General features: G+C 64.9%; 14 protein-coding genes. 12 read left to right on the forward strand and 2 right to left on the reverse strand.

All coding sequences use genetic code 11. The annotated features are described in order from the left end of the window. The first annotated feature begins 2 nt into the window (after positions 1 to 2). From Q7C30_RS02520 to Q7C30_RS02550, 7 genes are all read left to right on the forward strand, one after another. A complete protein-coding gene (locus Q7C30_RS02520; protein ID WP_317870552.1) occupies positions 3 to 1352 on the forward strand; it encodes an MmgE/PrpD family protein in 1350 nt (449 codons plus the stop codon). Between the two features lie 20 nt (positions 1353 to 1372). Next, positions 1373 to 2572: a CaiB/BaiF CoA-transferase family protein gene (locus Q7C30_RS02525; protein WP_116889268.1), complete on the forward strand. Its 1200-nt coding sequence runs from the start codon at positions 1373 to 1375 to the stop codon at positions 2570 to 2572. A 19-nt stretch (positions 2573 to 2591) separates the two neighbouring features. Then, positions 2592 to 3410, forward strand: coding sequence for a CoA ester lyase (locus Q7C30_RS02530; RefSeq protein ID WP_317870554.1), 819 nt, complete (start codon positions 2592 to 2594; stop codon positions 3408 to 3410). 167 nt (positions 3411 to 3577) lie between these two features. Beyond that, a complete protein-coding gene (locus tag Q7C30_RS02535; RefSeq protein WP_317870555.1) occupies positions 3578 to 4576 on the forward strand; it encodes a TRAP transporter substrate-binding protein in 999 nt (332 codons plus the stop codon). Between the two features lie 67 nt (positions 4577 to 4643). Next, complete coding sequence (locus Q7C30_RS02540) at positions 4644 to 5276, forward strand: TRAP transporter small permease (RefSeq protein ID WP_317870556.1); 633 nt, start codon at positions 4644 to 4646, stop codon at positions 5274 to 5276. Next, positions 5276 to 6559, forward strand: coding sequence for a C4-dicarboxylate TRAP transporter large permease protein DctM (dctM, locus tag Q7C30_RS02545; RefSeq protein WP_039580398.1), 1284 nt, complete (start codon positions 5276 to 5278; stop codon positions 6557 to 6559). The genes Q7C30_RS02540 and dctM overlap by 1 nt, the downstream gene beginning before the upstream one ends. Positions 6560 to 6784: 225 nt before the next feature. Continuing rightward, positions 6785 to 8077 (forward strand): PAS domain-containing protein, encoded by a 1293-nt coding sequence (locus Q7C30_RS02550; protein ID WP_317870557.1) that lies wholly within the window; start codon positions 6785 to 6787, stop codon positions 8075 to 8077. Between the two features lie 38 nt (positions 8078 to 8115). Here the strand turns inward: Q7C30_RS02550 and Q7C30_RS02555 are convergent, their stop codons facing one another. Then, positions 8116 to 8454, reverse strand: coding sequence for an Ivy family c-type lysozyme inhibitor (locus Q7C30_RS02555; RefSeq protein WP_317870558.1), 339 nt, complete (start codon positions 8452 to 8454; stop codon positions 8116 to 8118). A gap of 425 nt (positions 8455 to 8879) precedes the next feature. On the opposite strand from Q7C30_RS02555, the gene Q7C30_RS02560 reads away from it, so the two are divergent. Then, positions 8880 to 10520, forward strand: coding sequence for a methyl-accepting chemotaxis protein (locus tag Q7C30_RS02560; protein ID WP_317870559.1), 1641 nt, complete (start codon positions 8880 to 8882; stop codon positions 10518 to 10520). A 73-nt stretch (positions 10521 to 10593) separates the two neighbouring features. Here Q7C30_RS02560 and Q7C30_RS02565 read toward each other — a convergent pair whose 3' ends face one another. Then, the gene (locus Q7C30_RS02565; RefSeq protein WP_029612686.1) at positions 10594 to 11124 is read right to left on the reverse strand and encodes a GAF domain-containing protein; all 531 of its coding nucleotides are present in this window, start codon (positions 11122 to 11124) and stop codon (positions 10594 to 10596) included. A 244-nt stretch (positions 11125 to 11368) separates the two neighbouring features. On the opposite strand from Q7C30_RS02565, the gene Q7C30_RS02570 reads away from it, so the two are divergent. The 4 genes from Q7C30_RS02570 to Q7C30_RS02585 all read left to right on the forward strand — a co-directional run. After that, positions 11369 to 11857 carry a hypothetical protein gene (locus tag Q7C30_RS02570; RefSeq protein ID WP_295488416.1) on the forward strand — a complete coding sequence of 163 codons (489 nt, stop codon included), beginning with the start codon at positions 11369 to 11371 and terminating at the stop codon, positions 11855 to 11857. Positions 11858 to 12044: 187 nt separating this feature from the next. Beyond that, positions 12045 to 12770, forward strand: coding sequence for an SDR family oxidoreductase (locus tag Q7C30_RS02575; RefSeq protein ID WP_039580381.1), 726 nt, complete (start codon positions 12045 to 12047; stop codon positions 12768 to 12770). Positions 12771 to 12813: 43 nt separating this feature from the next. Further along, positions 12814 to 13578, forward strand: a complete 765-nt coding sequence (locus tag Q7C30_RS02580) for an SDR family NAD(P)-dependent oxidoreductase (RefSeq protein ID WP_317870561.1) — start codon at positions 12814 to 12816, stop codon at positions 13576 to 13578. Positions 13579 to 13753: 175 nt separating this feature from the next. Then, positions 13754 to 14097, forward strand: a 344-nt coding sequence (locus tag Q7C30_RS02585) for a transposase (RefSeq protein WP_317870562.1), incomplete at its 3' end; no start/stop codon positions are given.

Raw genomic sequence — 14097 nt, forward strand, 5'->3', positions numbered from 1 at the left:
CCATGCGCGATACCCAGGCCCTGGCCGGCTTCCTCGCCGAACTTCGCTACAGCGACATACCCGCTTCGGTGCTGGACCGTACCGAAGACCTGTTCCTCGACTGGCTCGGCTCGGCCCTGGCCAGCCAGGGCTCGCACCCGATTCCGCTGTTCGAGCGCTATGCCGAGCGCATGGGCCCGTCTTCGGGCCGGGCGCGGGTGCTGACCAGCGGGCGACGCACCTCGCCGTACTTCGCCGCGCTGGTCAACGGCGCCGCCTCGCACCTGGTGGAGCAGGACGACCTGCACAACAGCTCGGTGCTGCACCCGGCCACCGTGGTGTTCTCCGCCGTGCTGGCGGCGGCCCAGGACCTGGGCAAGTCCGGCCAGGAGCTGCTGCTGGCTGCCGTGGCCGGCTACGAGGCGGGCATTCGCATCGGCGAGTTCCTTGGCCGCTCGCACTACCGCATCTTCCACACCACCGCCACGGTCGGCACCCTGGCCGCTGCGGTGGGCGTGGGCAAGCTCATGGCCTTCGACCGCGAGCAGTTCGTCAACCTGCTGGGCAGCGCCGGCACCCAGGCCGCCGGGCTGTGGGAGTTCCTGCGCGATGCGGCCGACTCCAAGCAGTTGCACACGGCCAAGGCCGCCGCCGACGGCCTGCTGGCCGCCTACCTCACCGCCGATGGCCTGACCGGGGCGCGCAATGTGCTCGAAGGCGAGCAGGGATTGGCGGCGGGCATGTCCCGCGATGCCGATCCGGCGCGCTTGTCCGACCGTCTCGGCACCCGCTGGGCGTTGGCGGAAACCTCGTTCAAGTTCCACGCCTCGTGCCGCCACACCCATCCCGCCGCCGACGCCCTGTTGCACCTGATGCAGCGCGAAGGGCTGGCGCACGGGGACATCGCCGAGGTGGTCACTCGCGTGCATCAAGGCGCCATCGATGTGCTGGGGCGGGTGAGCACGCCGACCACGGTGCACCAGGCCAAGTTTTCCATGGGCACCGTGCTGGGCCTGATCGCCGTGCACGGTCGTGCGCAGTTGCTGGAGTTCCGCGACCTGGCCCTGAGCGACCCGCAGGTGGCGGCGTTTCGCGACAAGGTGCGCATGCAACTGGACCCTGAAGTGGACGCCGCCTACCCGGCGCGCTGGCTGGGCCGGGTCGAGGTGCGCGGTGTCGATGGCCGCACCTTCAGCGCGGCCATCGACCAGCCCAAGGGCGATCCGGGCAATACCCTCAGCCGTGCCGAACTGGAAGCCAAGTTCCAGCGCCTGCTGGCCTATGCCGGGCAGCGCAGCGCGGACGAGGGCCGGGTATTGATCGAGCGTGTCTGGCAACTGCGCGATGCGCAGTCGCTGGCCGATCTGCACTGACTACCGAACAGGAATTCGCCATGACTCAATCGGCTCCCCGCCCGCTGGACGGCATCACCGTCGTCAGCCTGGAACATGCCATCGCCGCGCCGTTCTGCACCCGCCAACTGGCGGACCTGGGCGCGCGCGTGATCAAGATCGAACGCCCCGGCAGCGGCGACTTCGCCCGTGGCTACGACCAGCGCGTGGCAGGTCTCGCCTCGCACTTCGTGTGGACCAACCGCTCCAAGCAGAGCCTCACCCTGGACCTCAAGCAGGCCGAGGCCGACGGCATTCTCCACGGGCTGTTGGCCAAGGCCGACGTGCTGGTGCAGAACCTGGCGCCGGGCGCGGCGGCGCGCATGGGCTTGTCGTTCGAGGCCCTGCACGCGCGCTATCCACGGCTGATCGTGTGCGACATCTCCGGCTACGGCGAGGGCGGGCCTTACGAGAAGAAGAAAGCCTACGACCTGCTGATCCAGAGCGAAGGCGGCTTCCTCTCGGTGACCGGTGGGCCGGGCGAGGAACAGATGGCCAAGGCCGGTTGCTCGGTGGCCGACATTGCCGCGGGCATGTACGCCTACACCGGCGTGCTCTCGGCGCTGCTGCTGCGCGACAGGACCGGGGTGGGCAGCCGCATCGATGTGTCGATGCTGGAAAGCCTGGTGGAGTGGATGGGCTACCCGATGTACTACGCCTACGACGGCGCGCCGCCGCCGCCGCGCGCGGGCGCCTCGCACTCGACCATCTACCCCTACGGGCCGTTTCCCACCGGTGACGGCGGCACGATCATGCTCGGCCTGCAGAACGAGCGCGAATGGCAGGTGTTCTGCGAGCAGGTGCTGCTCGACCCGGCGCTGGCCAGCGACCCGCGCTTCTCGGCCAACTTCCGCCGTTCCGAGCATCGTGAGGTGTTGCGCCAGATCATCGTCGATGGCTTCGCCACGCTGTCGCTGGACGAGGTGGTGGCGCGTCTGGAGGCGGCGCAGATCGCCAATGCCCGGGTCAACGACATGCACGGCGTGTGGCAGCACCCGCAGTTGGCGGCCCGCGACCGCTGGCGCCAGGTGGACAGTCCGTCCGGTGCGCTGCCGTCGCTGCTGCCGCCAGGGCGCAACAGCGCCTTCACGCCGCGCATGGACCCGGTGCCGGGCCTGGGCGAGCACAGTGCGGTGATTCTCGAAGAGCTGGGATTCTCCCGCGATGACCAGGCCCGGCTCGCTGCCGCCGGTGTGGTGTAAGGACATGGAGCCGATAGCGATGCAACGATCCATCGTGCGTTCCGCGCTGTTCGTGCCGGGCAGTCGTCCCGAGCGTTTCGCCAAGGCCTTGGCAGCCGGGGCCGATGCCGTGATCGTCGATTTCGAGGACGCGGTGGAGGAAGCGCTCAAGGCCCAGGCCCGCGACAACCTCGCCGCCTTCCTCGGCGCCCAGCCGCAGGCGCGGGTGTGGGTGCGGGTCAATGCCCCGCAGCACCCCGGCCATGCCGACGACCTGGCGTTCTGCGCCCTGCACGCGGGGGTGATTGCGGTGCTGCTGCCGAAGGTGGAGAGCGCCGCGCAGGTGGCGCTGGCCTGGCGCACCGGCAAGCCGGTGCTGCCGATCATCGAGACGGCCAAGGGTTTGCTGGCGCTGGAACGCATCGCCGGGGCCGAGGGCGTCGAGCGCCTGTCGTTCGGCAGCCTCGACCTGGCGCTGGACCTGAACCTCAACAGCCAAAGCGCCGCCGCGCAGCGTTTTCTCGACCAGGCGCGCATGGCCGTGCAGTTGCATTCCCGAGGGGCCGATCTGGCGCCGCCGCTGGACGGCGTGTTCCCGGCCATCGGCGATCCCGAGGGCCAGCAACGGGCCATGCGCCATGCCTACGACATGGGCTATGGTGGGGCGCTGTGCATTCATCCCAGTCAGGTGCCGTTGATTCATGGCGTGCTCGCCCCGAGCAGCGACGAGCTGGCCTGGGCGCGCCGGGTGGTCGAGGCCAGTGTCGCGGCCAAGGGCGCCGGAGCGTTCCAGCTCGACGGACAGATGGTCGATGCGCCGGTGCTGTTGCGCGCGCAGCGGCTGTTGGCATTGGGCTGATCGCGAGCGCTTGACCCTCGGCCAACACGCCAGCGCGAGGCGGGCGTTCACCCCAGCCAAACGCAGGCTTACACAAAAGCAGATTCTGCAAACACGCCCACATGGGCCATCGTACCCTTGGCATGCTTCCCTGCTGATCCATCCAACAACAATAAAAGGTGACATCGATGTTGAAGCTGACCCAGGCGCTGTTGTGCGCCGCCGCCGTCTCCATGGCCGGGCTCGCCCACGCCGCCGACCCTGTGATCATCAAGTTCGCCCACGTGGTGGCCGACAGCACGCCCAAAGGCCAGGGCGCGCTGATGTTCCAGAAGCTGGTGGAGGCCGACCCGCAGCTCAAGGGCAAGGTCAAGGTCGAGGTCTACCCCAACTCTTCGCTGTTCGGCGACGGCAAGGAAATGGAAGCCCTGCTGCTGGGCGACGTGCAGATGCTGGCGCCGTCGCTGGCCAAGTTCGAGCACTACAACAAGCAGGTGCAACTGTTCGACCTGCCGTTCCTGTTCAACGACCTGGCCGCCGTCGACCGCTTCCAGCATGGCCCGCAGGGCAAGGCCTTGCTCACCTCCATGGAAGACAAGGGCATTCATGGCCTGGCCTATTGGCACAACGGCCTCAAGCAACTGTCGGCGAACAAGAAGGTGATCCTGCCCAAGGACGCCCGTGGCCTGAAGTTCCGCGTGCAGGCCTCCAGCGTGCTCGAAGAACAGTTCAAGGCCATCCGCGCCAACCCGCGCAAGATGAGCTTCGCCGAGGTCTACCAGGGCCTGCAGACCGGTACCGTCAACGGTACCGAGAACACCTGGTCGAACTACGAGAGCCAGAAGGTCAACGAAGTGCAGCCGTTCTTCACCGAGACCAATCACGGCCTGATCGACTACATGGTGATCACCAACGCCAAGTTCTGGAACAGCCTGCCCGAAGACGTGCGCGGCGAACTCCAGGCGATCATGGACAAGGTCACGGTCGAGGTGAACAAGCAGGCCGAGGAACTGAACCTGGCCTCGCGGCAGAAAATCATCGACGCCAAGACCAGCGAGATCGACGCGCTCACCCCCGAGCAGCGTGCGCAGTGGCGCGAGGCCATGCGTCCGGTGTGGGACATGTTCTCCGAGCAGATCGGCGCCGACCTGATCAAGGCCGCCGACGCCGCCAACACCCCGTCCTGATCGACGTCACCGCCCACGGCCGCCTGTTCGCCAGGCGGCCCGGCCCCTTCCTGTCCGGAGATTGCCCATGCAACGGATCAGATACGTCTGGGAGCATTTCGAGGAAGGCATGATCGCCTTTCTCCTGGCGGCCATGACTTTGATCACCTTCATCTACGTGGCCCTGAACAACCTCTACACGCTGTTCTACAGCCTCAGCGACCGCTTCAGCTTCGCCAGCGAGCCGCTGCTCGACATCGGCGATCACCTGATGGGTTACGCCCAGGAAATGACCTGGAGCATCGCCCTGACCAAGGCGCTGTTCGGCTGGCTGATCTTCTTCGGTATCGCCTATGGCGTGCGCACCGCCGGCCACCTGGGCGTCGACGTGCTGGTGCGACGGGCGCGCAAACCGGTGCAGCGCGTGCTGGCGATGATCGCCTGCGCCTGCTGCCTGGCCTACGCCGGGTTGTTTCTGATCGCTAGCCTCAAGTGGGTGAGCGCCGTGCTCGCCGCCGGCATCGGTGCCGAGGACCTGGACCGCTACGGCATCCAGGTCGGCCACATCGCCTTGATCGTGCCGTTCGGCTTTGCCCTGATCATCGTGCGTTACCTGGAAATCCTCTACCGCATCGTCACCCACCGCCAGACCGGACTGGGCCTGGCAGACGAAGCCGCCGAGGCGAGCAAACTGGCCAACCCGGGCGAGGAGTCACACTGATGACCGTCATCTGCCTGTTCCTGCTGCTGTTCGTGTTCATGTTCCTGGGCGTGCCGATCGCCATTTCCCTGGGGCTGTCCGGCGCGGTGTCGATCCTGCTGTTCAGCCAGGACTCGCTCAGCTCGCTGGCGATCAAGCTGTTCGAGACGTCCGACAGCTACACCTTCCTGGCCATCCCGTTCTTCCTGCTGTCGGGCGCGTTCATGACCACCGGTGGCGTGGCCCAGCGCCTGATCGATTTCGCCAACGCCTGCGTCGGCCACATTCGCGGCGGCCTGGCGATTGCGGCGGTGCTGGCGTGCATGCTGTTCGCCGCGTTGTCCGGTTCATCGCCCGCCACCGTCGCGGCGGTGGGCTCGATTGCCGTGGCCGGCATGGTGCGCTCGGGCTATCCCAAGGAATTCGGCGCCGGGATCATCTGCAACGCCGGCACCCTGGGCATCCTGATTCCGCCGTCGATCGTCATGGTGGTGTACTCGGCCGCCACCGAAACCTCGGTGGGCAAGCTGTTCATGGCCGGTGTGGTGCCGGGCATCCTGCTGGGCCTGTTCCTGATGGTGACCATCTACATCGTGGCACGCATCAAGAAGCTGCCCGCGCAGCCACGGGCCAGTTTCGCCGAATGGCTGCGTACCGCGCGCCGGGCGTTCTGGGGGCTGTTGCTGCTGGTGATCATCCTCGGCGGCATCTACAGCGGCATGTTCACCCCCACCGAAGCGGCGGCGGTGGCGGCGGTGTACTCGGCGTTCATCGCCCTGTTCGTGTACCGCGACATGAGCTGGCGCGAGTGCCCCAAGGTGCTGCTCGAATCCGGCCGGCTGACCATCATGCTGTTGTTCATCATCGCTAACGCCATGCTCTTCGCCCATGTGCTGACCACCGAGCAGATTCCCCAGCAGATCACCCAATGGGTGCTGTCCGAGGGCCTGACGCCGCTGGGCTTCCTGATCATGGTCAACGTGGTGCTGCTGGTGGCCGGCAGCTTCATGGAGCCGTCGGCGATCATCCTGATCCTGGCGCCGATCTTCTTCCCCATCGCCATGAAGCTGGGTATCGACCCGATTCACCTGGGCATCGTCATGGTGGTGAACATGGAGATCGGCCTGGTGCACCCGCCGGTGGGGCTGAACCTGTTCGTCACCAGTGCGGTGACCGGCCTGACCCTGGGCCAGACCATTCGCGCGGCGCTGCCGTGGTTGTCGATCCTGCTGCTGTTCCTGGTGCTGGTGACCTACGTGCCGTTCATCTCGCTGGCCTTGCCGGCCTGGTTGGGCATGCCGTAGCCGGGGCGCGAAGGCGGCGGGCGACCAGTGGTTCGATGAGGACGCAGCGCAAACCCCAGGGCTTGGATATCATATCGCCAGTAATGCAACGCAACCTTTCGACTGCCGCGCGGGTCGAAGGCTGCGTTGCCCGTGCCGGGCTTGCGCAGCCCGCACTGGCGTGCATTGCAGATCCACCTCGTTAGCCATGGAAAGGCGCCCCGTCTTCCTTCGAGTACCCCAAACATGCTGCATCTCTTCCGCCGGTCCGGCGAGCTTCAGGCGCTCAAACAGCTGACCCAATCGTTGTCCCTTGCAGACCAAGGCCCGGCCAACTGGATGGCCGTGCAACAGGCCTGGACCTCCCGTGAATCGCAGGCCGCGCAGGACCAGGCGCGCATCGCCGAACTCGAGCGCGAGCTGGAGTCGGCGCGTCAGTTGCTGGCCGAGGCCGACGCTACGGCGCGCGCTTCGGAAACCCGCTTCGACCTGGTCAACCGTGCCTCCAGCGAGGGCTTGTGGGACATGGAAGTGGTCGCGGGCGACCCGGTCAACCCGCGCAATCGCTTCTGGTGGTCGCAGCAGTTCCGCGAAATGCTCGGCTTCCGCAATGAGCAAGACTTTCCCAACGTGTTGGCCAGTTGGGCCGACCGACTCCACCCGGACGATCGCGCGGCCACGCTGGATGCCTTCGCCCGCCACCTGAACGACAAGTCCGGCATGACGCCCTATCGGGTCAAGAATCGCCTGGCCATGAAGGACGGCAGCTACCGCTGGTTCTTCGCCCAGGGCGAAACCCTGCGCGACGGCCGTGGCACGCCGCTGCGCGTGGCCGGCGCCCTGCGCGACATCCACGATGAGCTCGAGCGCGCGGCCGAGCACGAGGTGATCATCACCCGCTTCGAGCTGGCGCGCGAAATGCTTTCCGATGGCTTGTGGGACATGGAAGTGATCGCCGGGGATCCGGTGAACCCGAAGAACCCCTTCTGGTGGTCGCCGCAGTTCCGCCGTCTGCTCGGTTTCGAGACTGTCGAGGAATTCCCCGATGTGCTCGACAGTTGGGCCTCGCGCCTGCACCCGGACGACAAGGGCTATAGCCTGGAGGCCTTCCAGGCGCACCTGAACGACCGCAGCGGCAAGACCCCCTTCGATGTCGAGTACCGGCTGAAGATGAAGAGCGGCGAGTACCGCTGGTTCCGTGCCCGTGGCCAGACCAAGCGCGATGCCAGCGGCGCGCCGCTGCGGGTGGTGGGGGCCTTGGTGGACGTGGACCTGCAGCACCAGCAGAACGCCATGCGCGAGACCGAGGCGGCGCACCAGCGCACCCTGGAATCGAACATCACCAAGCTGACGCAGATCGTCGGCACTATCCAGAGCATCGCCAGCCAGACCAACCTGCTGGCACTCAATGCGGCCATCGAAGCGGCCCGTGCCGGCGAGGCGGGCAGGGGCTTCGCCGTGGTGGCCGATGAGGTGAGGAAGCTGGCGACGCGCACCACCGAAGCCACCGAGCAGGCTGCGGACATGATGCGCGGTTGAGGCGCGGCGGGGCTGCCATGCAGCCCCGGCCGTGGTGTTCAGTCGTCGGGATTGTCCCGCTCGAAGGTGGTTTCCAGCAGCGCTCTCACGGCCTCGTTCGGCGAGCCGAGGTAGTGCTTCTCGAACGCGCCATCGCTGTCCTCGCGGGTGGCCAGCAAGCCCCATGATTGCGTGCCTTTGGCGTTGAAGACCACCACCAGTTGGTTGTCCTTGCAGTCGTGGGGCTTGCACACGTTACCCACCAGCACCGTGTCGTCGCCCAGCTTGACCTTGCGCAGCGGCGTGGCGGTGCCTTTGGCCTGGCTGATCCACTCCGGCAGCACCAGCATCTTGGCGTAGGCCGCCTTGTAGGGCGCTTTTTGCACCAGGTCAGGCAAGTATTGATCGGCGGCTGTGGCCTGAAGGGCGCAGCAGGTGAGCAGGGTTCCCAGCAGCAGAGAGGGGGGTGAGCTTCATCGACGACTCCTGTGATGACTGTGCCTGGCGCTGACCGTCCGACCCAGGTCGAGCGATGCGCCGCTGCTGTTCAGCGTAGTTGGGATTTCCGTACGGCTGTAGACGAATCCATCAGTCAAGGCATTCACATACCTGTCGAGTGCACCGCTGTCTATTAACTTAAAACTGCCGAAGTGCGACATATACGCGCACCTGTATAGGCATTCAGCCTATTAATTTATTCGGAATTACTCTCATTACGAACAAGCTGTATGGGCGCACTGTATATTGGATCCTAAAATAAACATTCAATAATGGCGTTATAGTGCCGATCAGTTTGGTATGTCCACTTACATTCGAGATTGAAATGAATTTCATCAGAAACGCACGATTATCGACCAAACTTATGACGGCCTTCGGTGTCTGCGCGCTCATCACTCTGGCCATCGGTCTCCTGGGCGGGCGCGGTGTCAGCCAGATGGCGCAGAGCCTCGGCCTGGTGTTCTCCAACAACCTGGTGTCGGTGTCCAAAACCGGGGAGGCCAGGGCTATGGCCATTTCCCAGCAGCGCGACCTTTATTCTTTGATTACCGCGACTGCCGAAAACGCTGATCAAGCGATCAAGGATCAAATCCTGCGTGCTATGGCAGCCGACCGCGCCGCCAGTGAAAAAGCCTTCGCCACTTATCGCGCAACGCCGTTGGAAGATGACGAGCGGGCAGCGGGCGATCGCATGGAAAAGTTGTGGCCGGTGTATCAGGCGCAACTGCAGCAGGTGGTCAACCTGGCCCAGGCGGGTGATCTGAAAAGTGCCCGTGCGGTGCTGTCGGGTGAGTTGGCACAGTCGTACGACAAGATCCTGTCCGAGTTGACCATCATGGTCGAATCCAACAACCGTCAGATCGGTGAAGGGGCCAAGGACGCCGATGCGTTGGAAAACCAAGTGACCACGGTGTTGTACGCCGGTATCGTCATCGCCTTCATCATCGCCTTCGCCCTGGGTCTGTTCATCAGCCGCCTGATCAGCCGACCCATCGTCGAAGCGGTGACGGCTGCCCAGCGCGTCGCCCAAGGCGATCTGACCCAGAAAGTCTCCAGCACCAGCCGCGACGAAACCGGCGAACTGATCAACGCCATCGGCGACATGCAGAACAGCCTCAAGTCGACCCTGCACCAGATCTCCGACGCCGCCAACCAACTCGCCTCGGCCGCCGAAGAGCTCAACTCGGTGACCGAAGATGGCAGCCGTGGCCTGCTCAAGCAGAACGACGAAATCCAGCAGGCGGCCACCGCCGTCAACGAGATGACCTCGTCGGTGGACGAAGTGGCGCGCAACGCCGTGTCCACCTCCGAAGCCTCGAAAGCTGCCCGCGAACAGGCCGACCAAGGCGTGGGCCAAGCCCGTGAGGCGGTGGCTGCGGTGAACAACGCCACCGTGGAAATCCAGGCCTCTTCGGACACCGTCGAGCACCTGGCCGGCCAGGTGAAAGACATCGCCAAGGTGCTGGACGTGATCCGTGGCATTGCCGAGCAGACCAACCTGCTGGCGCTGAACGCCGCCATCGAAGCCGCCCGTGCCGGCGAGCAAGGACGCGGGTTCGCGGTGGTCGCCGACGAAGTGCGGGCGCTGGCTGCCCGGACCCAGTCCTCGACGGTGGAGATCGAGCAGATGATCGGCAGCGTCCAGGCCCGTGCCGACCAAGCGGTGGTGGCCATGGCCAAGAGCCAGACGCTGGTCAACAACACCCAACAATTGGCCACGGCCACCGGTCAGGCGCTCGAATCCATCGCCTCGGGCATCGCCAGCATCAACGACCGCAACCTGGTGATCGCCACCGCGTGCGAAGAGCAGGCCCACGTGGCCCGCGAAGTGGACAAGAACCTGGTCAACATCCAGGACCTCTCCACCCAGACCGCAGCCGGCGCCCACCAGACCACCGCCTCGGCCCAGGAGCTGTCGCGCCTGGCCATCTCGTTCAACGACCTGGTCGGCCGCTTCCGCCTCTGATCGGCGTCACCCTGAACAGGGCACCCGCTGCAAGCAGCGTGGTGCCCTGTAGGCGTTTGGCGGGGGTGTGTTTTCAGCGGGCGTAATGCATCGACGGTTCGTCGGCGTCCTGCTGCAGGTTGTTGTAGAAGATGCAGCCGATCAGCCGCGAGAACAGCGTGAGGGTTTCTGCCAGATCAGGATCGTCCAGGGCGGTGCGCGTGATGTCCAGCGCACACAGCGCGCCGTACAAACGCCCATCCGGCAGGAAGATCGGCACGCCGGCATAACTTTCCAGGTTGTACTGACGCACGATCGGCTTTTGCGCGAAGCGCTTCACCTCGCTGATCGACGGAATCAGCAAGGCGCTGGGCAGGGTGCGGAATTCATCGCAGATGGTGGTTTCGATCGGCACGCTTTCGCCGACGTCCGGGCCGATGTCGTCGGGGTCGTGCACCGAGCAGGTGAGCCATTCGTCTTCGTTGAACTTGGCAATCGCCGCGAACTTCATGCGGGTGATACGAGTCACTAGCCTGAGGATGCTGGTGGTGGCTTCGATCTCGGCAATGGCATTTCTTTCGGGTTGAGACAAATACTGCGACAGCTCTAGAGTCTGGGTATGCATGGGCGCTCTTCAATGTGTGTTGTGCTGCACGTGACGATGACGTCGAACCCACCGCCGACCCTGTATTGACCGACAACCCATCCTGGTCCAAGTCATTGCCCCACATCCAAGTTTGAGGATGCTAGCACGGCGCGCTCGCGCGGCAGCGCTTCGAACAGATGACCTTTACGTGCTGAACTATCCAGGCGGGTTGTTTCCAGCCTGCCCCCAACACTTCAGACACTTTTTTCAGGGAGATAGTTGAATGTATCCGTTGGCCAAACCCTTTGTCTTGACCGTTGGGCTGCTGGCACTGGCAGCCTGCGATGCGGGCAATACTGCCAAGCCCTCGGCCACCGAGGCGCAGGGCTTTTCCTTCGATGGCCGCTGGAGCGTCGCCGGTGTGGCGGTGTCCGACGATGGCGTGCAGGCACTGGTCGATAACGACCCAAGCCTGATGAACAGAACCCTCACCTTCAGCCCCGAGCTGCTGAAATGGGATGCCCAGGACGGGCCGGACGATGCGTGCAAAGACCCGAGCATCAATGCGCTTACCAGTACCCCCGCCGCCAACAAGCTGGCCCTGCTCGACAAGCTGGGCATGAGCGATACCACGGCGTATTCCGTGCGCTGTGAAACCGGCTCCTGGGGCCCGGTCAAAGGTGCCGGCCAGATCTTCTACACCACCGCCGCCGGCGACGTGGCGCTGGTCTGGTACGACGGCGCACTGCTCAAGCTCAAACCCGTGCGCTGAGCACAACCGCTCGCACAACCCGCCACAGCGACTACACTGCCCTGACCGCCCCTCGGGGCGAAGGCAGGCATGGGCCCGCCGCACGCGCCATGGCAACCCGCCGCGCGTGTGGCCGGGCAGCCCGATCTACGGACAGGTCGGGTCAAGGATTGGTTTTCCATAACCGTCTGGCTGTAAGGGATACACCATGCACACCCTCACTGGAAAAGTCGCCGCCATCACCGGCGCAGCGGCCGGTATCGGCCTGGAATGCGCACGGGCGATGCTCGCCGAAGGCGCCAAGGTCATGTTGATCGACCGCTCCGAGCAGGCCTTGGAGCAGGCCTGCCACGAACTCGGCGGCAACGCCTCACCCTGGGTCGCCGACCTGCTCGATCCCGCGAGCGTCAACGGCCTGCTGCCCGCCATCCTCAGGCGCTACGGCCGCCTGGACATCTTCCACGCCAACGCCGGCGCCTATGTCGGAGGCGACGTGCTCGAAGCGGACCCGGACGCCTGGGACCGCATGCTCAACCTCAACGTCAACGCCACCTTCCGCGCCATCCGCACGGTGCTGCCGCACATGGTCGAGCGCTGCACCGGCGACATCGTCATCACCAGCTCCGTGGCCGGCGTGGTGCCGGTGGTGTGCGAGCCGGTCTACACCGCCTCCAAGTTCGCCGTGCAGGCCTTCGCTCACACCGTGCGCCGCCAGGTGGCGCGCCACGGCATCCGCGTCTGCTCGGTGCTGCCAGGCCCGGTGGTCACCGCACTGCTCAAGGACTGGCCCAAGGACAAGCTCAATGAAGCCCTGGCCAACGGCTCGCTGATGGAGCCACGCGAAGTGGCCGAATCGGTGCTGTTCATGCTCAGCCGCCCGCGCAACGTCACGGTGCGCGATCTGGTGGTGTTGCCGAGCAATGTCGATCTGTAGAGCGTCCTCGCGAATGCACCCACCATCATAAGAAGAGGTAGACATGATCCTTGATAAATTCAGGCTCGACGGCCAAGTCGCGCTGGTGACCGGCGGAACACGCGGCATTGGTCTGGCGATCGCCCAGGCCCTGGGCGAAGTGGGGGCCTATGTGGTCATCAGCGGCCGCCGCTTCAACGACGCCGCAGCCGCGGTGTTGGAAGAAGCAGGCGTAGCCTTTCGCTTCATCGAAGCCGAACTCACCGAACCCGACGCCGCCGCCCGCCTGGTGGAGCGCGCCCACCAGTGGCACGGCCGACTGGATGTGCTGGTCAACAACGCCGGCATCGCCAGCCACGGCTGCACCGAGCAGTACCCCGACCAGGCCTGGCGCGACGTGATGGCGGTCAATCTCGACGCCGTGTTCCGCTGCTGCCGCGCAGCGCTGCCGATCATGCGCGAACAGGGGCGCGGGGCGGTGTTGAATGTCGGGTCCATGTCGGGGTTAGTGTCGAACGTGCCTCAGCAGCAGGTGGCGTATAACGCGTCCAAGGCGGCGGTGCATATGTTGACCAAGAGCTTGGCCAGTGAAGTGGCGGGGCAGGGGATTCGGGTGAATGCCGTGGCGCCGGGGTATATCGAGACGGATTTGTCGCGAGGGGGGATGGAGAATAGGGAGTGGTTTTGTAAGTGGATGGAGATGACGCCGATGGGGAGGGTGGGGCAGCCGGAGGAAGTGGCGGCGGTTGCGGTGTTTTTGTGTTCGGGGGCGGCGAGTTATGTGACGGGGGAGGTTGTGGTGGTGGATGGGGGGTATTTGGTGAGGTGAGGGGGCGGGGCCCTCTTGCCATTTAGGACGCATGGCGCTGACAAGGAGTGTCAGCGCCTTCCGGTCGCCAGCACTTAAACGTTCTTGAGACGGCCCAGACCATGGGTGACGGAAACCAAGTTGGGGTATGTCAGAAATTTTGTGTTCGGGCATAACATGAGCAAGAGGTGCATGTATGCCAACCAAGAAGAACCCCCTGCGTGACCTACCAAAAATCCCCAAGGAGCTGCTCGAGCAGTTCGGTGAGGGCCTGATGACTGCGGAGGCTATCGAAGACGCCTCTGCGGCGTTCAAGAAGGCGCTGATCGAACGGGCCTTGAACGCCGAGCTCAGTCACCATCTGGGGTATCTGCCGGGCGCGCAGCGTCCGGTGGATGAAACCAACCAGCGCAATGGCAGGACTGGCAAGACGGTTCTGACTGGAGAGGGGCCGCTGCGGCTGGATATCCCCCGTGATCGAGACGGTAGTTTTGCGCCCATTCTGATTCCCAAGCATGAGCGTCGTTACACCGGTTTCGA

The sequence above is a fragment of the Pseudomonas sp. RAC1 genome (assembly GCF_030658255.1).
In the GTDB taxonomy this organism is placed as follows: Bacteria; Pseudomonadota; Gammaproteobacteria; order Pseudomonadales; family Pseudomonadaceae; genus Aquipseudomonas; species Aquipseudomonas boreofloridensis.